Here is a 20002-nt window from a genome sequence, read left to right on the forward strand (position 1 = left end):
CGCTATTGAATTATATTCAGTACTTAATTAAACATACTTTAATGACTCATTTATTATATGATATGCTACTGATTAATGCAAGGTACTAATTAATATACATTATTTTTTAAACTTAAATGATTGATTTAGCTATCAAACAATCCATAATCCATGTAATTATTTCCCTTTTTTAATATTCTCTTAACATAACGCACTATTTTAATCGTTTTGTTACAAACGACAATTTTTTTGTAATGTAATTAGCAAATCTATGAAATGAACCTGTCATATTTTCTTGGTAAAGTAGAGTCACTGAGAAAAAGATAAAGGGAGACGGGAATTTGAAAAAATTTATATTATCATTAGGCACTGTCGTTGTCTTATCTCTTGGCGTTTCTACTGGTGCTTTTGCACATGCAAATACTTATACCGTTAAAAGTGGAGACAGTCTCTGGAAAATATCAAAAAAATATCATGTTTCTATTAGCCAATTAAAATCTTGGAACCACTTGAAATCAGATCGAATTAAAATACATCAAAAACTTAAAGTCTCAGGATCTAAACCAGCTGCTAAGAAGAAAACAACGAGCAAAAAGGTCAGCAGCAAAAAATACAGAACCATTAGAGTTAGCAGTACAGCCTATACAATTAAGAGTTCAGGCGGAAGTGGAATTACGGCAACTGGCATTAACTTAAGAAAACATCCAAATACAAAGGTTATCTCAGTTAACCCTAAGCTTATTCCTCTTGGTTCAAAAGTTTATGTTCCTGGTTATGGAAATGCAATTGCTGGTGATACTGGCGGTGCCATGCATCGTAATAAATATGTCATTGACCTCTATGTTCCTACATATAAAAAAGCGATTCAATGGGGTCGCAGAACAGTTACTATAAAGGTGTATTATTAATCAATACATATAGCTAAAACGTCCTATTCCTTTCGAATAGGACGTTTTTCATTTAATCTATTAAAATGTTTTGTGATCTGCTGGAAATATAATTTGGTTCTGTCTCCTTGATTCTTCCAATATACCTAATACAATCTCACTTAACCGTCTTAATTCCATGTATCTATTCCTGTCACTTTGATTGATGATATCTGTGAAGTTCTGAATTTCATATACTTTATCATTTTCATATTGATCAATGTGATAGTCTTCAATTTTGTTAGATTTTAGATCTGTATAGGTTAACGTTTTTAAACTTGAAGCATTATTAAAAGTCAAAATGCCCTTCTCACCATTAATTTCTGAAGGATTCGATGAGTGAGTGATTTTTGAGCAAATGACTTGGCAAACATAATCATGATATTTCAACACAAGTGTACCACTGCCATCGACTCCCGTCTCGAGCATCGTCGGATAATAATGAGATTCCATTGGTTTACCGAACAAACCTACAGCCAAATACAACGGGTATACACCCATATCCATCAATGCACCACCAGAAAATTGAGGTGAAAAAATATTTGTAACTTCACCTTTTAATAGCTTGTCATATCTCGATGAATATTGCTGGACTTGGATTGTTGCATTACGAACTGGCCCTACCTTATGTAAATTTTCCTTTAAACGTTTGAATATCGGTGTTTGAATATTTCTTATCGCTTCAAATAAGTAAACATGTTGTTCATCAGCTACTCGGTAGGCTTCATGAAATTCTCTTAGTGTTGAAAAAAAGGGTTTTTCACAAATAACATGCTTACCTTGTTTTAAGAATTGGATGGATTGTTCAAAATGTAAACTATTTGGTGAAGCGATATAGACGATATCAAATGTATCACTTCCGGCCATTTCACCTAAATCAGTAAAAACATGGGTAGCACCATGTCGATTAGCCATTTCTTTCGCTTTATCTAATGATCGTGAATAAACCCCTGTTAATGTTAATTGATGACTCATTTTTACAGCTTCAATAAATGAATCCGTAATTGTACTTGTACCAACTGTTGCAAGTCTCATCTTATTTCCCCCCTATTAGGATAAGCGCTATCATTATTATAAATGAATTTTTCTAAAAGTGCGCGTTCAAAAAGGCGATAAATGAAAAGGGTTACTGGCTAAGTCCGCACGCATCCTGCAAGAAACGCCAGTTACTTGCCCGTCCTGGGCGTCGGAAGGCTAAGAGCGGCGCAGTTCCTTAGGACTGGCATTCCTCGCGTTGTGGTAGCTTCGGGCGCCCGCCACAGGACGTGAGCGATTTTAGCCAGCGATCCTCTTGTTTTTACTACATGAGGACCGGAAAAACGAGTGGGCGCCGAGATTCGCAGCTTATGATTTGGTGACTTTTTCAAGCAACCTCTAAAAATACTTCAACATTGGTCAGAAATTTCCCAGACCATGTTTCTCGTTATTGCTTTTTGAGTAAGCCATTCTGTATACTTAATAACGGTGTTTGATATTAAAAGTAGTTCCAATAATGGTTTGTGAACTTTCCTAACGTAAAATGACGTTAAACTAAAAAAGTATGTAAGATTATCTAACATAAAACTTGCACCTTCTTCACTCACCCTTTAATATAATAATTGTAAAACTTCACACCTTCTGTTTCGTATAACCTTAAAGTTATGGTTTAAGGGTCTCTACTAAGGAACCGATAATTCCTGGCTACGAATATGCACGCCGCATATTTCGTAGCTTATTTTTTTATTTTAAATTTTCTACAGCTACTTTCATTTTTCTCACTTTTGACAGAATATACTATTCATTAATTACCTTACATCTTGAAATGGAGGAATTGTTAATGGGGAAAATATTAATTAAAAATGCTGAGATCATTACGATGAATCAAAATGATGACATATTTATTGGCGATATTCTAATCAACGAGGATCGAATTGAAGATATAGCTCCCAATCTAAGTTCAAATTCAGTTGATAAAGTCATAGATGCCACTCATCGTACCGTCATACCTGGCTTTGTTCAAACCCATATCCACCTTTGCCAAACGCTCTTTCGTGGAAAAGGTGATGACTTAGAATTACTTGATTGGTTAAAAAAACGTATTTGGCCACTTGAGGCTGCTCATAATGAAGAATCCATCTATTATTCTGCCATGCTAGGTTTAGGTGAGATGATTGAGAGCGGTACAACGACCATCGTTGATATGGAAACGGTTCATCACACGGACTTTGCTTTTCAAGCTATTAGTCAAAGTGGAATGAGAGCCATTTCAGGTAAGGTTATGATGGATAAAGGGGATGAAGTTCCTGTTGGTTTACAAGAGAACACGGCTGATTCCATTCAACAGAGTGTTGATCTTCTTGAAAAATGGCACGGACATGATCAGGGGCGGATTCAATATGCTTTCACTCCACGTTTTGTCATATCATGCACAGAAGAATTATTAAAAGAAGTCTCTTCCCTATCGGATCACTATCAAGTTAAGGTACATACTCATGCCTCAGAAAATAAGGGAGAAATCGAAATCGTTGAAGCTGAAACAGGCATGCGTAACGTTGTATATCTTGATCACATTGGACTGGCCAACGAACGACTCATTTTAGCCCATTGCATTTGGCTTAATGATGAGGAAAAGAAAATTATTCAAAAACGAGGAGTCAATGTAAGCCATTGTCCCGGGTCTAACCTAAAATTAGCGTCTGGAATCGCTGATATTCCACATATGCACCAAGATGGTATTACATTAAGTCTAGGAGCAGATGGAGCACCTTGTAATAACAACCTCAATATGTTTAATGAAATGCGCTTAGCCGCACTGATTCATAAGCCCCATCACGGTCCAACCGTCATGAATGCAAAAGAAGTTTTTCAAATGGCAACCATTGGGGGAGCTAAAGCCGTTGGAATGAGCCATGAAATAGGAAGTCTTGAAATCGGCAAGAAAGCCGACTTAGCCATTTTAGATCTTAACCAATTTCATACCTATCCATCGTTTGATGTGGATCCCATCTCACGCATCGTCTATTCTGCAACCAGAGCCGACGTGGAAACAACGATTATTGATGGAAAAATCGTCATGGAAAATCACATCATGAAAACAATTGATAAGTCCTTAACCTTAAGCGAATCAAATAAGACAATGAAAAGTCTACTAAAACGGGCAAACTTAAAATGATTCTATATAAAAAAGGTGGCATCCTATTTTATGTTTAGGAAACCACCTTTTTCTTTAGCTCTTTTCTAAGTAATTATGGCTAGTTGTTTTTTAGCAAGTAGATCGAATACAGCTGTTTCTTTTAAATGATGAACCTAAGTATTATACCTTAATAAAGTTCTATCTTAAACTTGAAGTTTCTCTTCAATTCGATCCTTCCAAGCTGAAAATTTAGCGATGAAATGACGGGCAGTCGCTGATAAGTATCTATTCCGAACCCAAATAAGCGCTACAGTTGTCTCTAAGCTTGGTTCATTAATTTCCTTATAAATCAAATGATCATTCGCCACCAGATGTATCGTTGATTTTGGAACAATAGCGATACCTAGACCTGCATCTGCCATCGTCAACATGGACCTAATGTCGTCACTAACACAAACCATATCGGGCTTAAATGTGTACTTCTTACATGCCTTAACTAATTTCTCTTCATATCTTCGATGAATAATAATCGGTTTATCTTTCATAGCAGAAAGTGAGATTACATCTGCATCTATTTTAGATAAAAAATTGTGATGATGATTTACCACGGCGATCATTGGATCATGATGGGCTTTGTGAGGCAGAACGAGTGAATCGTAGTGTTCCGTATTATAAGGTGTCCGAACAAATCCAAATTCAATGACACCATTATCCAATAATTCGGTTATCCGATAAGTATCCCCTTCCCAAATTTGAAAATTAACATTGGGGTACTTGTCATGAAAGGAACTTAAACGTTCGGGGATGACGGTAGAATAAGAAGAGGCGACGGTACCGATACTTAATGTGCCATGTATTCCTTCATTAACATCGTGTAATTCCTTGATGGTTAATTTAATGAGTTCAAGTATTTCCTCAGCACGGTGTCTTAAAATAGTTCCCGCTTCAGTCAGCTGCACATTTCGACTCCCTCTCTCAAATAATTGAACGTTTAACTCCTCTTCTAATAGCTTAATTTGATGACTTAATGGTGGTTGTGAAATGTGTAACTTTTTTGCTGCTGCTGTAATTTGTTGTTCTTCAGACACCGCTAAAAAATACTTTAATTGCCGAATATCCACACCTGACATCTCCTAGATCTTATTAAAGAGGTTGTTTAAATACAGATCGACTCTTTTAGTTAATCAATAACTCGGCTTTTATGTTTAATCATACTCACATATTCTTTTCGTATACGTCGATACTTTATAGATATTTTAAATATACTTCGTGAATCATTATACTAATACTATAAGAATGAATGCAACTAGTGTGAGGAAAAATTCTGATCATATCGAGGCAATTCATCATCATGGTACTTTGCTTTATGCATTTACATTCACAACTTTGGCGAAACATTTGGAGATGAATGAGGAAAATGAAAAAAGGTTTTATTTATATTTTTCTATCTGCGATTTTATTTAGCACGATGGAAATAGCTTTAAAACAAGCAGCACATGATTTTAACTCTATTCAGATTACATTTATGCGTTTTCTTATCGGATCTTTAATCTTAATGCCCCTTGCGATTAAACATTTACGCGTGAAAAACGTGTCCCTTGAAAGACGGCATTTTACTTTTTTTGCCTTAACCGGATTAATAATGGTTGTTGTCAGTATGAGTTTATTTCAGATTTCGATAATTTACGGAAAAGCGTCGATTGTCGCCATCCTGTTTAGTTGTAACCCTATCTTTGTTATTCCTTTGGCCCATTTTTTGTTAAACGAAAAAATAACCAAACAAGTCTTTTTATCACTAGTGATTAGTCTAGTAGGTATTATCTGTATCATTAATCCTTATCAGTTAAGTCATGCTTTAAGTATATTACTTGCTTTACTCTCTGCTTTTGCTTTTGCTATTTATGGTGTTATTGGTAGTAAAGGAAGTAAGAAAAATGGATTTGATGGTGTTGTCCTTAGCAGTTTCAGTTTTTTAATGGGTAGTCTCGAAATGTTCGTGCTCATGCTGATCTCAAGGGTGCCTTTGGTATCAGCATGGCTCACGAACCATGGGATGGAAACGTTTAGTAACATCCCTATTGTCCAAGGTATTAGTTGGCATAGTTTACTTAGCTTAATTTACGTGGGCGTCTTTGTCACCGGATTTGGATTCGCTTTTTATTTCTTAGCTATGGAAGCAACCAATGTGACAACAGCTTCAATGGTCTTCTTTATTAAACCTGCTTTGTCACCCATCTTTGCTTTAATCCTTATACATGAAGCTATAACTATTAATACTATTATCGGAATCATATTTATATTAGCAGGTTCAACCATAACCCTATTAACCAATAAAACTCCAAAACTTACAAAAAGGAAAACTCAACCAAGAAGACAACACCGTCCTATTCGACATGCGCATTAAATATAAGTTATAAAAGACATGTAGATTTGTTTTCTACATGTCTTTTTTGGATAAAGTTATCTATTTTGTGAAGATTGATTCATTTAAATAAAAAATTAATTTATAAATTTCGATATTTTTCGCTTCATTTGGTTTAACTTTTGGTACAATAGGGTTACACAATTTTCACTTTCGCAGAATAGCGAAATAAAGCTACTTTGGGAGGCCATACAATGAAACGCGCATTGAATTTTAACGCTGGACCCGCTGCACTACCTGAGTGGGTGCTAGAAGAAGCTAAGAAAACATGGATGGACTTTAACCATACAGGCATGTCCGTCATGGAATTAAGCCATCGCAGTAAAACGTATGATGATGTTCATAATGAAGCTATTATGCGTTTACGCAACTTATTATCGATCCCCGACAACTATGAAGTTCTTTTACTCCAAGGCGGAGCAAGTCTTCAATTTACAATGATTCCAATGAATATCCTGACAAAGGGAAAAGTTGGCGCTTATGTCTTGAGCGGATCGTGGTCCCAAAAGGCATTAAAAGAAGCTGAAAAAATCGGTGAAACGACCGTCCTTGCATCAAGTAAGGATTCTAACTATACATTCATTCCTGAATTAGATAAAAATACAATTCCTGAAAATGCAGCTTATGTTCACATCACAAGTAACAACACAATCTACGGTACGGAGTGGCAAGATTTTCCTGAAGGGCTTTCCGTTCCACTCGTAGCGGATATGTCAAGTGACATTCTTAGTCGCCCGATTAATATCGAACAATTTGATCTCATTTATGCTGGTGCACAAAAGAATTTAGGCCCATCTGGTGTAACAGTCGTTATTATTAAAAAAGATCTATTAGAACGTTCAAGCGACAGCCTACCAACGATGTTAAATTACAACACACACGCAAAGAGTAATTCTTTGTTTAATACACCGCCTACTCTAGGAATCTATCTATTATCACTCGTTCTTAAATGGGCAGAGAATATTGGCGGAGTTGAGTCCCTAGCTAAAGTAAATAGCGAAAAAGCAAAACTTTTGTATGACGTTATCGATGAAAGTGATGGTTTCTATAAAGGACATGCGGAAAAAGATAGCCGTTCGAAAATGAATGTGACTTTTACTCTTCCTACAGATGAACTATCCAAAGACTTCCTTAATCAAGCTAAAGAAGCCGGTTTTGTTGGATTAAATGGGCACCGTTCGGTTGGTGGCTGCCGTGCTTCTATTTACAATGCTGTTCCTGTTGAAAATGTCCGTCAACTTGCTGATTTCATGAAAAAATTCCAAGAACAAGTTAAATAAGTCATGAAGAGCCCGCCATTTGCGGGCCCTTTTTTTCTCAAATTATAATTTATTATATTATATTTTTCCCACTGGTATTTGTTGTTTTTATCTGGCCGTGGTAATAGCTCATTCCCATTCAAATATTTCTGCTATATTTCTTCAAACAACCCGTTCATCCCTAATATATGAATTTTCAGAGTTATTAACATAGAAATAGACAGTGAAAAGTTGTTTTTTCACTGTCTATTATCCCGCCTTAACGGCTAATAAAGACCCCCACTGATGGAAGTTTCACTTTATTTAATTACCGTTTGTTCGTTAACACTACGAGTGAGAACTTCGCCTAAACGCTTCATGCCTTCTTCGATACGATCTTCTGGCATGTTGGAATAATTTAAACGGAATGTATTTCTTTGAGCACTATTTGGGAAGAAAGGTTTTCCTGGTACAAAGGCAACGTTATTCTTAATACATTCATTAAAGATATCCTGTGTATCAATATCTCCAGGCAATTCAACCCAGATAAACAAACCACCTTCAGGAGCACTATGTTTGGCTTGTTTAGGAAAGTATTTGTCGATACATTGCATCATTTTTTCTCGTCTTGACAGGTAGACCTCTTTAATTTTAAGAATATGAGCCTCAATATCAAATAGCTCCATATATTTAGCTGTAATCATTTGAGCAAAACTATCTGTATGTAAATCAGCTGATTGCTTAAATGCCACATATTTTTCAATAAACTCTGCATCTGCACAAATCCAACCTAAACGTAATCCAGGAGTGAAGATTTTTGAAAAAGTACTTAAGTAAATGACCCGGCCCTCTGTATCAAAGTGTTTGACAGGTGGAAGGGATTCTCCAGCAAAACGAACCGCTCCATAAGGATTATCTTCAACAATGACGATATCATATTTATTGGCAAGTTCGACCATTTTCTTTCTTCTGTCTAACTTCATTGTTCGACCAGTCGGGTTTTGGAAATCTGGAATCGTGTAAATAAATTTAGCCTTTGGATTGGCTTTTAAGGCTTTTTCTAGTTCATCCATTTTCATTCCATCGTCATCCATAGCCACTTCAACAAAATGGGCATTATATACTTTAAAAGCATTGATGGCAGCTAAATAGGTAGGACTTTCACAGATGACGGTATCACCCTCATCAATAAAAAGCTTTCCCGTTAAATCTAACCCTTGTTGAGAACCACCTGTGATGATCACATTGTCAACAGAAGTTTCAATTTCAATATCTTTCATTCGTTTAACAATTTCTTGTCTTAAAGGAACATAGCCTTCTGTCGTGCTATACTGCAATGCAGATTCTCCAGATTCTGTAAGCACAGCCTCACATGCTACTTTAATATCTTCAATGGGAAAAAGTTCAGGAGCTGGAAGCCCACCCGCAAATGAAATAACTTCAGGTTTTGCGGTAACCTTTAATATTTCTCTTGTTTCTGAAGCCTGTACATGATTACATCGTTCTGAAAATTTACTACCCATTTTAATGCCTCCAATTTTGTATAGATCATGAGATAACTCATACTTTTCTAAATATGCCTATCGTTATGAGTTATAACACAAACACCTACTTTATTTCCTACATCTTATCACAATTTGGAACAATTTATTTTACTGATTATGAAATTTGTCGATTCTTTTAAGAAAAAATTTTCAGCATCCATTAGTGGAAATTTTTATATTTTTCACAAAGTTGGACTTAATGTGCGTGTTCAAAAAGGTGACAAATATAAAGGGTTACTGGCTAAGTACGCTGGATCCTGCCACAACGCCAGCACTAGACCGTCCTGGGCATCGGCGGCTAAGAGCTGGCCAGTGTTCCTTAGGACCGGCATTCCTCTCGTTGTAGTAGCTTCAGGCGCCAGCCACAGGAAGTGAGCGATTTTAGCTAGAGATCCACTTTTATACCCGCTACATGAGGACCGGAAAAAACAAGAGGGCGCAGAGATTCGTAGCTTATCATTTGGTGACTTTTTCAAGCAACCTTTTAAAGTATAAAAAGACAGCATGACAATAAGTATGTCACACCGCCTTATTATGATCCAATTTCAAGACTTAAATTTTATTACCTTTAATGTTTATTGAATTTTTTCTCAAAATCATCTCGTAAATCTTTCGCTTCGTTCACATTCTCTTGAACTTTGGCTTTTATCTTGTCTTTTTTTCCTTCCGCTTCAGTTTCAGCATTGTCTGTATAATATCCCGCTTTTTCTTTCACTTCACCTTTGACTTTCGTATAAGCAGCTTTGACTTTGTCTTTTGTTGACATATATTATACCTCCTGTCTTAGGTTAGTTTTTATATTCCCAACCGAGATATATCTAAACATAGCCTAGTGGAGAGTTAAAAAATGTCATCCAAATTATAGCGTGATTAATTTTTCTTCTTTTTTAAAGTAGTTTTAAAGGTTTGCAAATGTCTAAACTTCACTGTATCCCCCTTTATCAGATAAATCGATAGAACGTATCTTATCTATCTATTTTACTGAACCATAATTAAGATATACAATATAGCTAGTGATTTATCAACTGACATTTTTAAAACTTTTATGGCTAACAAGGTGGTGATAAAATGCTCATTATAGACGGAAATAGCCGGGATAATGGGAATACACAGACACTTCTACATCTCCTCTTAGATAATATTCCACATGAATATATCGCACTTAGAGATAAGGAAATCCATCCTATCATTGATGCAAGGCATACTGCTGAGGGCTTTCAGCCAGTAAAGGATGATTATCAACCCATTATTAAACAAGTATTGGAAAACGACATTATTATCCTATCGACTCCGATATATTGGTATGGGATGAGTGGCCTTATGAAAAATTTCATTGATCGTTGGTCACAAAGTATGCGAGATCCATCACTTAATTTTAAACAAGGCATGTATAAGAAAAAGATGTATGTGGTTACCGTTGGAGGAGATGAACCAAAGACAAAGGGACTACCCCTGATTATGCAATTTCAGTATATCTTTGATTTTGTAGGTGCTTCTTTTGAAGGGTATATTCTTGGTAAAGGGAATAAACCGGGTGATGTTTTAGAAGATCAAGAAACGATGAATCAAGTGAAGTTTTATCGTCAAGTATTTAATAGGTTATAAGAATGAAATATTATAGAAAAAGAGGCAAAGGAATGAATTCAGAAAACAGAAATCAAATCGGTATTTTTTGTGCTATCGGCGCTTATTTTATGTGGGGGATTTTCCCGCTTTATTGGAAACCATTAAATGAAGTCCCTGCTTTTGAAATATTGGCTCATCGAATCTTTTGGGCTTTCATCTTCATGATGGTTCTTTTAATTTGGAACAAGAGATTTCATGACTTTATGGTTAATTTTAAGGTACTATTCAAACCAATGAATTTTATACTCGTTTTTTTAGCGGCCATTCTTATCAGCATTAATTGGTGTGTGTACATATGGGCTGTTAATAATGGGCATGTCATTGAGACGAGTTTAGGTTATTATATTAACCCGCTCATTAGTATTTTACTGGCCATTATCTTTTTAAAAGAAAAACTTAATTTATGGCAAATTGTAGCGATTGGATTTGCGACAGTTGGTGTTTTAATTCTTACGATCGAATATGGTCAAATTCCATATGTGGCATTAACCTTAGCCTTATCTTTTGGGTTTTACGGTCTTGTTAAGAAATTTATTCATTTCGATTCCACCATTGGCTTAACCTATGAAACCCTTTTTGTCACACCAATTGCTGCTGGGTTTCTCATCTTTATTCAAGCAAAAGGCACGGCTGCTTTTGGGAATATTTCGGTCTTGACGACCATTTTATTAATTGGAACAGGGGTTGCAACCGCCTTGCCATTGCTTTGTTTTGCGGAAGCAGCGAAGAGGATACCTCTTTCAATGCTCGGGTTTTTTCAATATATCGCACCAACGATGACACTCATACTTGGTCTTACCGTTTTTAAAGAATCTTTCTCTCATGTTCAATTAATCTCCTTTATGTTCATTTGGGTCGCTCTCATTGTCTTCTCACTGTCAGGAACCAAATTTATGACAAGACTGCTTCCAAAAGGGCATTCTATTCGAGTTAAGTAACTTTATATAAAAAGAAAGGCCTGCTTCAAAAATAGAAGCAAGCCTTTCTTTCTGTCAATTTACTTTTCAATACTTGCCGTTAAATTCGCCATTTCAATGGCACTAACAGCAGCTTCCCAGCCTTTGTTTCCTGCTTTTGTTCCAGCACGTTCGATTGACTGTTCGATATTTTCGGTTGTCAATACACCAAAGACAATCGGAATTCCCGTTTGGAGATTGAGTGATGCAACCCCTTTTGACACTTCACTGCATACATAATCAAAATGAGGTGTTGCCCCGCGAATAACCGTTCCTAATGTGATAATGGCATCATATTTTTTAGTTTCTGCTAATTTTTTTGCAATCAATGGGATTTCAAAAGCCCCTGGCACCCATGCCACATCCACATTATCTTCTGCAACACCATGGCGCTTTAACGCATCAAGAGCACCAGATAGTAATTTATTTGTAATAAATTCGTTGAAACGGCCAACCACGATACCAACTTTTAAATCTGTACCAATTAAATGTCCTTCAAATACTGTATTCATCTTTTATTCTCTCCTTATGCTGTATTAAAGTGATTTGTTAATTCTCAATTTTTTAGCTTTTTTCTAGACTTTTTGAACTTCCTCTTAAAAATGTTCAAAAAGGAGGACAAAAAGAACCGAGAAGTTCAAGGAAGCGACGCTTTGAGTACCGGAACGTATGGTTTTAATACGTGAGGAACGGATAAGCAAGCTGACGCAGAAATTCGACAGTTATTTTTCCCGGACTTTTTGAACTTCCTCTTAAAAATGTTCAAAAAGGGGGACAAAAAGAACCCAGAAGTTCAAGGAAGCGACGCTTTGAGTACCGGAACGTATGGTTTTAATACGTGAGGAACGGATAAGCGAGCTGACGCAGAAATTCGACAGTTATTTTTCCCGGACTTTTTGAACTTCCTCTTATAAATGTTCAAAAAGGAGGACAAAAAGAACCCAGAAGTTCAAGGAAGCGACGCTTTGAGTACCGGAACGTATAGTTTTAATACGTGAGGAACGGATAAGCAAGCTGACGCAGAAATTCGACAGTTATTTTTCCCGGACTTTTTGAACTTCCTCTTATAAATGTAACAAATGCCCCATCTTCTCAACTTTAGTATGCATATAACGCTCATTCTCCTTTAAAACAGGCATTTCTAATGGAACCCGTTCAATGTCTTCGAAATCAAAAGCCTCAAGATCAGCTATTTTCATTGGATTGTTTGTTAGTAGTCTAATTTTCTTAACACCTAGGTCTTGAAGCATTTGGGCCGCAATATCAAAGGTTCTCATATCAGCTGGAAAACCTAATTGTTCATTGGCTTCAACTGTATCATAGCCTTGTTCTTGAAGGGCGTAGGCCCTTAATTTATTCATTAGCCCAATTCCTCTTCCTTCTTGGCGAAGATAGAGAAGGACGCCTTTACCTTCTTTTTCAATCGTCTGCAAAGCTGCATGCAATTGAGGGCCACAGTCACACCGGTGTGATCCAAAGACATCCCCTGTTAGACACTCTGAATGTATTCTGACGAGGGTCGGTTCACCGTCTGATACCTCCCCTTTTATTAAGGCAACATGCTCTTTATCATCAATCAGACTTGTATAACCAACGGCTTTAAAGTCGCCAAATGACGTCGGAAGATGAATCTCAACTTCTCGATTAATGATAGCCTCGTGACTTTTCCGATAGGCGATTAAATCTTTGACTGTTATGATGGAAAGTTTAAATTTCTGTGCCATTTGAACAAGCTCTGGATAACGCGCCATCGTACCATTGTCGTTCATGATTTCACAGATAACGGCTGCTGGTTTGGCACCGCACAATTTAGCTAGATCCACCGCTGCTTCCGTGTGACCTTGACGCCTCAAAACGCCCCCAGATTTTGCGATAAGCGGAAAGACATGCCCTGGACGGTTGAAATCACTGGCTGTTGCATGGTCATCGACTAAGGCTTGAATCGTTTTTGAACGTTCGAAGGCGCTAATCCCTGTTTTCGTCGTCTTATGGTCTATGCTAACGGTAAATGCCGTTCGATGGGCATCGGTATTATGGCTGACCATCGGAGCTAAACCAAGAGATTGCGCAAGTTCCTCTGATATAGGGGTACAAATGAGTCCTCTACCATGTGTCGCCATAAAGTTAATAACTTCAGGTGTTACCGTTTCAGCTAACGAAACTAAATCACCTTCATTTTCACGATTCTCATCATCGCAGACAATAATCGGTTTACCTTCTTTTAAATCACGAAGGGCTTCATCTATTGAATTTTTCATACGTATCATCCCTAACAACTAATTTGTAAAACCATGTTTTGCGAGAAAATCCATTGTAATTGAACTGGATGGTGTCGTCGTTGGTTCTTGATTAATATACTTTTGTAAGACATCACACTCGATATTGACATGATCTCCCACTCTTTTTTTGCCTAAAATGGTGAATTCGGCCGAATGTGGAATTAGTGAGATGGTAAACGACGTCGTAGTCACATCAAATAGTGTCAAACTTGTCCCATCCACAGCTACCGAACCCTTAAGAGCCAATCTATTTGTAATCTGCGCGCCCGCTTGTATCGTCATATAAATGGCGTTACCCTTTGTTAAAATATGTTTAATTTGTCCAACGCCATCAATATGACCTGTCATGAAATGACCACCAAATCTTCCATTAGCCGACATTGCCCTCTCTAGGTTTACTTCATGATGGGGTTTTAGCCATTTTAAAGTTGTCCCCTTAATGGTTTCCGGCATAACATCCGCATCAAATCCATTTTTTGAAAAAGAAGTAACGGTTAAACAGACGCCATTGATCGCAATGCTTTCTCCTAACTTCGTATCATTTAATATTTCAGATGCCTGTATTGACAACTGAATCGCATCAGTTTTTTTAGTTATACTTTGAACTTCTCCCACTTCTTCTACAATCCCAGTAAACAAGACATCACCTTCTTTCAGGCCTAGCTGTGACTTTAAAGTCTTGACCCATTCTTTCGATAGATTCAATATTCATATGAATAGCTTGCGATAGTTTTGAAATGCCTATTCCACCAAAAATGGAAGGTGCCTTTTCGCCACCAATAATCTTAGGGGCAAAATACATGATGAGTTCATCAAAGCAAGCTTCTTTTATAAAACTTTCATGAATGGTTGCTCCGCCTTCAACTAAAAGAGATGTGACCAGTTTCTCCCCAAGAAGATGGAGAACATCTTTTATCTTAATCTTATCGACTGGTAGCTCATAAATAGTGACTTGATCCTGTTTTATCAAACGACGTTTCTTTTCTTGATCAATTTGAGACCCTGTCATAATCCATGTTGGCGCCGCTTGATCTTTGATCACTTGACTCTCTTCTGGTGTTCTTAAATGCGTATCTAAAATAATACGAATCGGGTTTTTCCCACCATGAGGTAATCGAGTCGTTAAGCTCGGATTATCTGTTATGACCGTATTGACGCCAACAAGAATACTATCATGTTGATGACGAAGTTGATGAACATCCTGGCGAGACTCTTCCCCAGTTATCCACTGACTCTCACCCGTTACTGTGGCCGTTTTTCCATCTATACTGCTAGCAGTCTTCAATGTCACAAACGGAAGCTTCTTCTTCATATAATGATAGAAAAATTTATTGAGTTGATCAGCCTGTTCTTTCAAAACGCCTGTCTCTACCTGAATTCCTGCTTGTCTTATTCTTTCTAAACCTTGACCTGAAACAAGAGGATTCGGATCATTGGAAGCTACAACCACTCTTTTTAATTCCTTTTCAATAATTAAATCAGCACAAGGCGGTGTTTTACCAAAATGAGAACAAGGTTCTAATGTGACATAAATCGTAGCACCTATTGCTCGCTCGCCTGCCATTCGAAGAGCTTGGACTTCCGCATGTGCTTCTCCCGCTTTTAAATGAGCTCCCATGCCGACGATCTCACCATGATTCACAACTACTGCACCTACTGCAGGATTTGGACTTGTCTGACCTATCGTTGCTTTTGCTAAATCTATAGCGAGTTTCATATAATCTTGATCATTCAATGTAAACACCTACTCATTTTTATCCAAAGTTAAAAACCCTGAAGAAAACATCTTCAGGGTTGATGAGTCTATAATCATAGAATTCGTGTCAAATCAAGGGTGTGTTTTTTAAGTTTTACAAATTTGCTTATAATGGCAGAATAAATAAGCTGATTTGCTGCATCTCTATATTGAACAGAAATGAACACAAAAAATCACACGTTTATTTTACACTCATTTACGATCCTTCTCCCATCCAGACTGTACTGTCGGCTTCAGTTTCTCACTGAATCCACCGCTTATCTTAAAGAGATAACCGGGTCACGGGCTTAGATACACTAAAAATATCATCACCGCCGGTTGGGAATTTCACCCTACCCCGAAGGACTAAATTCGTTGATATGTTATTGTGGTCCTATTTTAACAGAAGTAAAAAAGAAATGCATCTTTTTTGTTTTAAACTTGACTTCGATCATCTTTGTAAAGTTTACTCAAACATATTGTAAATACACGTTTTCAAGTCATTTTTTATGATACTCTTATATTGCAAGTCAGCCGATGTTGGACAATTTTTCCCCTATATTGTGCAAATCGATTTGAGGTTATTTAACAGGGAACTTCTGACAGCTTATAAATATCAAATAAGGAGGTGATTACTTGGTAAGAATCCTTGATTCAGAAAATAATGAATCTATTCATCATGATGAGATTCTGATTACTAATGACAAAGTCATCCTCGTGATAAAAAAAGAATCAGCCGCTCAATTCCTCGCGTTTGGCTATAGAGTTCTTAATAACAAAAAGCTTAGCTAACGACTCTTCATCAAACCTTTTTAAAACACTCTCTTACTAACACCCCGTAATTCCTCTTACATACCATCATCTATCTAAACCAGCTACCTTGTATTTCATAAAAAAAAGGACAAATCCTCTAACAGGATTCATCCTCATATAAATTATTAGTTTTTAAATGAATGAATTGGGGCTGGAATGCGTCCACCTCGAGCAATAAAGTCATCAGCGGAAAATGGATTCACTTTCATAACGGGGGCATGTCCAAGTAATCCACCAAACTCAACTGTATCACCAATTTTTGTATTTGGAGCTGGAATGATTCGAACCGCTGTCGTTTTATTGTTGATTACACCGATGGCTGCTTCGTCGGCAATCATCGCTGATATTGTAGCTGCTGGTGTATCCCCAGGTATTGCGATCATATCAAGACCAACTGAACAAATGGCTGTCATTGCCTCAAGTTTTTCTAAATTGAGTGAGCCTTTATTTACGGCATCGATCATTCCTGCATCTTCTGAAACTGGAATGAACGCTCCACTTAATCCACCTACATGTCCACATGCCATAACGCCGCCTTTTTTAACAGCATCGTTCAATAAAGCAAGAGCTGCTGTTGTGCCATGTGTACCGACGACTTCAAGTCCCATTTCTTCTAAAATATGGGCTACAGAATCTCCAACAGCAGGTGTAGGAGCAAGCGACAAATCAACGATACCAAAAGGAACACCAAGTCGTTTAGAAGCTTCTTGACCTACCAGTTGGCCCATCCTTGTTATTTTGAAAGCAATTTTTTTTACTGTCTCTGCCACAACATCAAAAGGTTCACCTTTAACTTTTTCAAGCGCTCGTTTAACGACTCCTGGCCCGCTAACACCGACATTTATGACACAATCGGCTTCACCAACACCATGAAAAGCACCTGCCATGAACGGGTTATCTTCGACTGCATTCGCAAAAATAACTAGCTTCGCACAGCCTAATCCTTGAGTATCAGCCGTCAACTCAGCTGTTTTCTTCACAACCGTCCCAAGTTCTTTTACTGCATCCATATTAATCCCAGAGCGAGTGGAGCCAACATTGACAGATGAACAAACACGTTCAGTTACGCTAAGCGCCTCAGGAATGGATTGAATTAAGATCCGATCACCTTTACTGTATCCTTTTTGAACTAAAGCCGAAAAACCGCCAATAAAATTGACTCCAACTTCTTTTGCTGCTTTATCTAGGGTTTTGGCAAAAGCGACATAATCTTGATCATCTGTAGCTCCTGCAATGAGTGCAATTGGTGTTACAGAAATACGTTTATTAATGATCGGTATACCGAATTCAGATTCGATGTGTTCCCCAACTTCAACTAAATGTTTGGCTTTACTTGTTATTTTTTCATAAATACGTTGTCGCGCTTTTTCTCCATTGGAGTCTATGCAATCCAGTAATGAAATGCCCATGGTAATGGTACGAATATCTAACTTTTCCTCTTCGATCATACGTATGGTTTCGAGTATTTGTGTTGTTTCCATTATTTTATACCACCTCACAAACTGTGCATTGATTTGAATATTTCTTCGCGTTGAATTTTAATTTGCACGTGTAATTCTTCGCCTTTCGCGGCAAGCGACGATTTTATATCATCAAAGCTTTCTGTCACTTTTTCAAGGTCAAGGATCATCATCATCGTAAAATAACCATTCATAATCGTTTGACTGACATCTAATATATTAACATTGAGATCCGCTAATTTTTGGCTTACACCAGCAATGATCCCGACATTATCTTTTCCTATAACCGTCAATATGGCCCTCATTTAAAACAACAACTCCTTATATATACTAACTCTATTATACGTGAAAAAGAGGGCCGTACACGATTAGATTTCGACATAATTGAAAACTAAAGATCTTAGGAATTTAAAATATCCCGTAACCTAAACAGACATAGGTGCATATCTTGGTATGGCAAAGGAGGAGGTATGACGTATGTATCCAGAAAATGAACAAATTGGTCAGCAAGGTTTTGATATGAACTCTGATTTTCTTAGAGATCAGGAACAAAGTAATATTAAACAAATTTGCCAAAAGTATATGAATTATCATGTTGTTGGTCAAATGAAAGATGGTAAAAAAATAGAAGGTATTCTAACAGGTATGGACGATCAACATGTTATGTTATTGGTTCCTGAAGACGTAAGTGAAAGTGAAAGAGAATCATCCGATGAAAGATATTATGGCGGTGGTTATGGTGGTTATCCAAGATACCGTCGATTTAGACCTTATCGCTTTCCATATTTCCAATTCGTCTTTCCATTCTTCTATCCTTATCCTTATTACTATCCTTACTATCCATATCCTTACTAATGATAAAAAGATGGCCCTTGACCAAGAAAAAGACCAAGGGCTTTTCCATCGGCTTTAAAAAATAGTCGTTATTTTCTTTTTATTCTAGGAAAATGCGACTAATGTTAACCATTTAATAATCTTTCCATTTTCTCTGCCGTATGACCTTTCTCCAAAGGCCGATAAATCGTTAACTTAAGATCTGGAGAATCATAAACTTGTAATGTCATATGTTCCATAAATAATGTTCCTATGTAAGGATGTCTAATTTCTTTTTCCCCAATGGGTGTACCTAAAATTTCTTGATCCCCCCACCAATTGTTGAATTTTTCACTAGTGGTTCTTAATTCATCGATTAAATCTTTATACCATCTTTCACCAATAAATCGGTTGGTTGTTGCTCTAAATTGTGCAAGTAAGCGTTTCGCATGATCTTCCCAATTTACAAGGAGTTCTTTATAGTCTTTAGAGCAAAAACATCTCCAAAGAGCATTTTTCTCTTTTGAACTCATTTTAGTAAAATCCCCAAAAACTTTACAAGCCGCTTTATTCCAAGATATTACATCCCATTTTTCATTAGTCACATATATCGGACAATCTTTTTGATGGTTAATGAAATTTTGTACAACTGGATGTAAGGTATCGACTATATCAGAATTGTTGTCCAAAGGGATTTGATGGTTTGCTAACAGGTAAATATGTTTCCGTTCTTCATGATTTAATTTTAAAATTCTTGAGATACTATCTAACACTTGTGTTGAAACTTGAATATCACGTCCTTGTTCCAACCACGTGTACCAAGTTAAACCAATTCCTGCTAACTGAGATAGTTCTTCTCTTCTTAATCCTATTGCTTTTCTTCTTTTACCAATAGGTAAACCAAACTCTGTAGGTGATATTTTTCCTCTCTTTGATTTAAGAAATTTTCCTAGTTCTTTTTTTCTTTCTTTATCCATACTCACAGTTCATTCCTCCCGACTATTCTTTTTAGGAGTCTTTAACTTAGAATATCAAAAAATAAAGAGAGCGGGAATTTTCCCACTCTGAAAAGAAACTTTGTTTTAAATTCGACCATACG

At 36.9% G+C, this 20002-nt stretch carries 19 protein-coding genes and 2 riboswitches; of the genes, 8 read left to right on the forward strand and 11 right to left on the reverse strand.

Annotated elements, in window-relative coordinates:
* Positions 1-320 precede the first annotated feature (320 nt).
* Positions 321-887, forward strand: coding sequence for a LysM peptidoglycan-binding domain-containing protein (locus tag FG390_RS10360; protein WP_141190965.1), 567 nt, complete (start codon positions 321-323; stop codon positions 885-887).
* Positions 888-947: 60 nt separating this feature from the next.
* Here the strand turns inward: FG390_RS10360 and FG390_RS10365 are convergent, their stop codons facing one another.
* Positions 948-1940 carry a Gfo/Idh/MocA family protein gene (locus FG390_RS10365; RefSeq protein ID WP_141190966.1) on the reverse strand — a complete coding sequence of 331 codons (993 nt, stop codon included), beginning with the start codon at positions 1938-1940 and terminating at the stop codon, positions 948-950.
* A 567-nt stretch (positions 1941-2507) separates the two neighbouring features.
* Positions 2508-2608: riboswitch (purine riboswitch) on the forward strand.
* Positions 2609-2721: 113 nt separating this feature from the next.
* On the opposite strand from FG390_RS10365, the gene FG390_RS10370 reads away from it, so the two are divergent.
* Positions 2722-4056: a 5'-deoxyadenosine deaminase gene (locus FG390_RS10370; RefSeq protein WP_141190967.1), complete on the forward strand. Its 1335-nt coding sequence runs from the start codon at positions 2722-2724 to the stop codon at positions 4054-4056.
* A gap of 164 nt (positions 4057-4220) precedes the next feature.
* Here the strand turns inward: FG390_RS10370 and FG390_RS10375 are convergent, their stop codons facing one another.
* Positions 4221-5138, reverse strand: a complete 918-nt coding sequence (locus FG390_RS10375; protein ID WP_141190968.1) for a LysR family transcriptional regulator — start codon at positions 5136-5138, stop codon at positions 4221-4223.
* Positions 5139-5434: 296 nt separating this feature from the next.
* Here FG390_RS10375 and FG390_RS10380 point away from each other — a divergent pair, with 296 nt between their 5' ends.
* Positions 5435-6421: a DMT family transporter gene (locus FG390_RS10380; protein WP_141190969.1), complete on the forward strand. Its 987-nt coding sequence runs from the start codon at positions 5435-5437 to the stop codon at positions 6419-6421.
* A gap of 212 nt (positions 6422-6633) precedes the next feature.
* Positions 6634-7719 carry a 3-phosphoserine/phosphohydroxythreonine transaminase gene (serC, locus tag FG390_RS10385; protein ID WP_141190970.1) on the forward strand — a complete coding sequence of 362 codons (1086 nt, stop codon included), beginning with the start codon at positions 6634-6636 and terminating at the stop codon, positions 7717-7719.
* A gap of 278 nt (positions 7720-7997) precedes the next feature.
* Here the strand turns inward: serC and FG390_RS10390 are convergent, their stop codons facing one another.
* Both FG390_RS10390 and FG390_RS10395 read right to left on the reverse strand, forming a co-directional pair.
* Positions 7998-9200 carry an aminotransferase-like domain-containing protein gene (locus FG390_RS10390; protein ID WP_141190971.1) on the reverse strand — a complete coding sequence of 401 codons (1203 nt, stop codon included), beginning with the start codon at positions 9198-9200 and terminating at the stop codon, positions 7998-8000.
* 589 nt (positions 9201-9789) lie between these two features.
* Entirely contained in the window at positions 9790-9987 is a 198-nt protein-coding gene (locus FG390_RS10395) for a CsbD family protein (RefSeq protein WP_141190972.1), read from the reverse strand.
* A gap of 302 nt (positions 9988-10289) precedes the next feature.
* On the opposite strand from FG390_RS10395, the gene FG390_RS10400 reads away from it, so the two are divergent.
* Together FG390_RS10400 and rarD are read left to right on the forward strand one after the other, a co-directional pair.
* Positions 10290-10826 (forward strand): flavodoxin family protein, encoded by a 537-nt coding sequence (locus FG390_RS10400; RefSeq protein WP_141190973.1) that lies wholly within the window; start codon positions 10290-10292, stop codon positions 10824-10826.
* A 32-nt stretch (positions 10827-10858) separates the two neighbouring features.
* Complete coding sequence (rarD, locus tag FG390_RS10405; RefSeq protein WP_141190974.1) at positions 10859-11785, forward strand: EamA family transporter RarD; 927 nt, start codon at positions 10859-10861, stop codon at positions 11783-11785.
* Between the two features lie 59 nt (positions 11786-11844).
* On the opposite strand, the gene ribH is transcribed toward rarD, so the two are convergent.
* The 4 genes from ribH to ribD form a co-directional block, all read right to left on the reverse strand.
* Positions 11845-12315 carry a 6,7-dimethyl-8-ribityllumazine synthase gene (gene ribH, locus FG390_RS10410; RefSeq protein WP_141190975.1) on the reverse strand — a complete coding sequence of 157 codons (471 nt, stop codon included), beginning with the start codon at positions 12313-12315 and terminating at the stop codon, positions 11845-11847.
* Between the two features lie 552 nt (positions 12316-12867).
* Positions 12868-14061: a bifunctional 3,4-dihydroxy-2-butanone-4-phosphate synthase/GTP cyclohydrolase II gene (locus FG390_RS10415; protein ID WP_141190976.1), complete on the reverse strand. Its 1194-nt coding sequence runs from the start codon at positions 14059-14061 to the stop codon at positions 12868-12870.
* Between the two features lie 18 nt (positions 14062-14079).
* A complete protein-coding gene (gene ribE / locus FG390_RS10420; protein ID WP_141190977.1) occupies positions 14080-14721 on the reverse strand; it encodes a riboflavin synthase in 642 nt (213 codons plus the stop codon).
* Positions 14722-14725: 4 nt separating this feature from the next.
* Positions 14726-15817: a bifunctional diaminohydroxyphosphoribosylaminopyrimidine deaminase/5-amino-6-(5-phosphoribosylamino)uracil reductase RibD gene (gene ribD, locus FG390_RS10425; RefSeq protein WP_141190978.1), complete on the reverse strand. Its 1092-nt coding sequence runs from the start codon at positions 15815-15817 to the stop codon at positions 14726-14728.
* A 219-nt stretch (positions 15818-16036) separates the two neighbouring features.
* Positions 16037-16187, reverse strand: a riboswitch (FMN riboswitch).
* Between the two features lie 266 nt (positions 16188-16453).
* Between ribD and FG390_RS15785 the strand changes: the two genes are divergently transcribed.
* Positions 16454-16609: a hypothetical protein gene (locus FG390_RS15785; RefSeq protein WP_181406462.1), complete on the forward strand. Its 156-nt coding sequence runs from the start codon at positions 16454-16456 to the stop codon at positions 16607-16609.
* A 146-nt stretch (positions 16610-16755) separates the two neighbouring features.
* Here FG390_RS15785 and FG390_RS10430 read toward each other — a convergent pair whose 3' ends face one another.
* Positions 16756-18111 carry a PFL family protein gene (locus FG390_RS10430; RefSeq protein WP_141190979.1) on the reverse strand — a complete coding sequence of 452 codons (1356 nt, stop codon included), beginning with the start codon at positions 18109-18111 and terminating at the stop codon, positions 16756-16758.
* A gap of 14 nt (positions 18112-18125) precedes the next feature.
* On the reverse strand, positions 18126-18395 hold the full coding sequence (locus tag FG390_RS10435) for an ACT domain-containing protein (RefSeq protein ID WP_141190980.1): 270 nt from the start codon (positions 18393-18395) through the stop codon (positions 18126-18128).
* Between the two features lie 172 nt (positions 18396-18567).
* On the opposite strand from FG390_RS10435, the gene FG390_RS10440 reads away from it, so the two are divergent.
* Entirely contained in the window at positions 18568-18945 is a 378-nt protein-coding gene (locus FG390_RS10440) for a hypothetical protein (protein ID WP_246092835.1), read from the forward strand.
* 104 nt (positions 18946-19049) lie between these two features.
* Here the strand turns inward: FG390_RS10440 and FG390_RS10445 are convergent, their stop codons facing one another.
* A complete protein-coding gene (locus FG390_RS10445; RefSeq protein WP_373681550.1) occupies positions 19050-19886 on the reverse strand; it encodes a helix-turn-helix transcriptional regulator in 837 nt (278 codons plus the stop codon).
* Positions 19887-20002: the final 116 nt, after the last annotated feature.

This window comes from Terrilactibacillus laevilacticus (genome assembly GCF_006517395.1).
GTDB classification, from domain to species: Bacteria; Bacillota; Bacilli; order Bacillales; family Sporolactobacillaceae; genus Terrilactibacillus; species Terrilactibacillus laevilacticus.

Bases quoted from the DNA above. Each gene is read 5' to 3' on its own strand.
- FG390_RS10365 (WP_141190966.1), bottom strand. From the start codon at position 1,940: ATGAGACTTGCAACAGTTGGTACAAGTACAATTACGGATTCATTTATT.
- FG390_RS10370 (WP_141190967.1), top strand. From the start codon at position 2,722: ATGGGGAAAATATTAATTAAAAATGCTGAGATCATTACGATGAATCAA.
- FG390_RS10380 (WP_141190969.1), top strand. From the start codon at position 5,435: ATGAAAAAAGGTTTTATTTATATTTTTCTATCTGCGATTTTATTTAGC.
- serC (WP_141190970.1), top strand. From the start codon at position 6,634: ATGAAACGCGCATTGAATTTTAACGCTGGACCCGCTGCACTACCTGAG.
- FG390_RS10390 (WP_141190971.1), bottom strand. From the start codon at position 9,200: ATGGGTAGTAAATTTTCAGAACGATGTAATCATGTACAGGCTTCAGAA.
- FG390_RS10395 (WP_141190972.1), bottom strand. From the start codon at position 9,987: ATGTCAACAAAAGACAAAGTCAAAGCTGCTTATACGAAAGTCAAAGGT.
- FG390_RS10400 (WP_141190973.1), top strand. From the start codon at position 10,290: ATGCTCATTATAGACGGAAATAGCCGGGATAATGGGAATACACAGACA.
- rarD (WP_141190974.1), top strand. From the start codon at position 10,859: ATGAATTCAGAAAACAGAAATCAAATCGGTATTTTTTGTGCTATCGGC.
- ribH (WP_141190975.1), bottom strand. From the start codon at position 12,315: ATGAATACAGTATTTGAAGGACATTTAATTGGTACAGATTTAAAAGTT.
- FG390_RS10415 (WP_141190976.1), bottom strand. From the start codon at position 14,061: ATGAAAAATTCAATAGATGAAGCCCTTCGTGATTTAAAAGAAGGTAAA.
- FG390_RS10430 (WP_141190979.1), bottom strand. From the start codon at position 18,111: ATGGAAACAACACAAATACTCGAAACCATACGTATGATCGAAGAGGAA.
- FG390_RS10435 (WP_141190980.1), bottom strand. From the start codon at position 18,395: ATGAGGGCCATATTGACGGTTATAGGAAAAGATAATGTCGGGATCATT.
- FG390_RS10440 (WP_246092835.1), top strand. From the start codon at position 18,568: ATGTATCCAGAAAATGAACAAATTGGTCAGCAAGGTTTTGATATGAAC.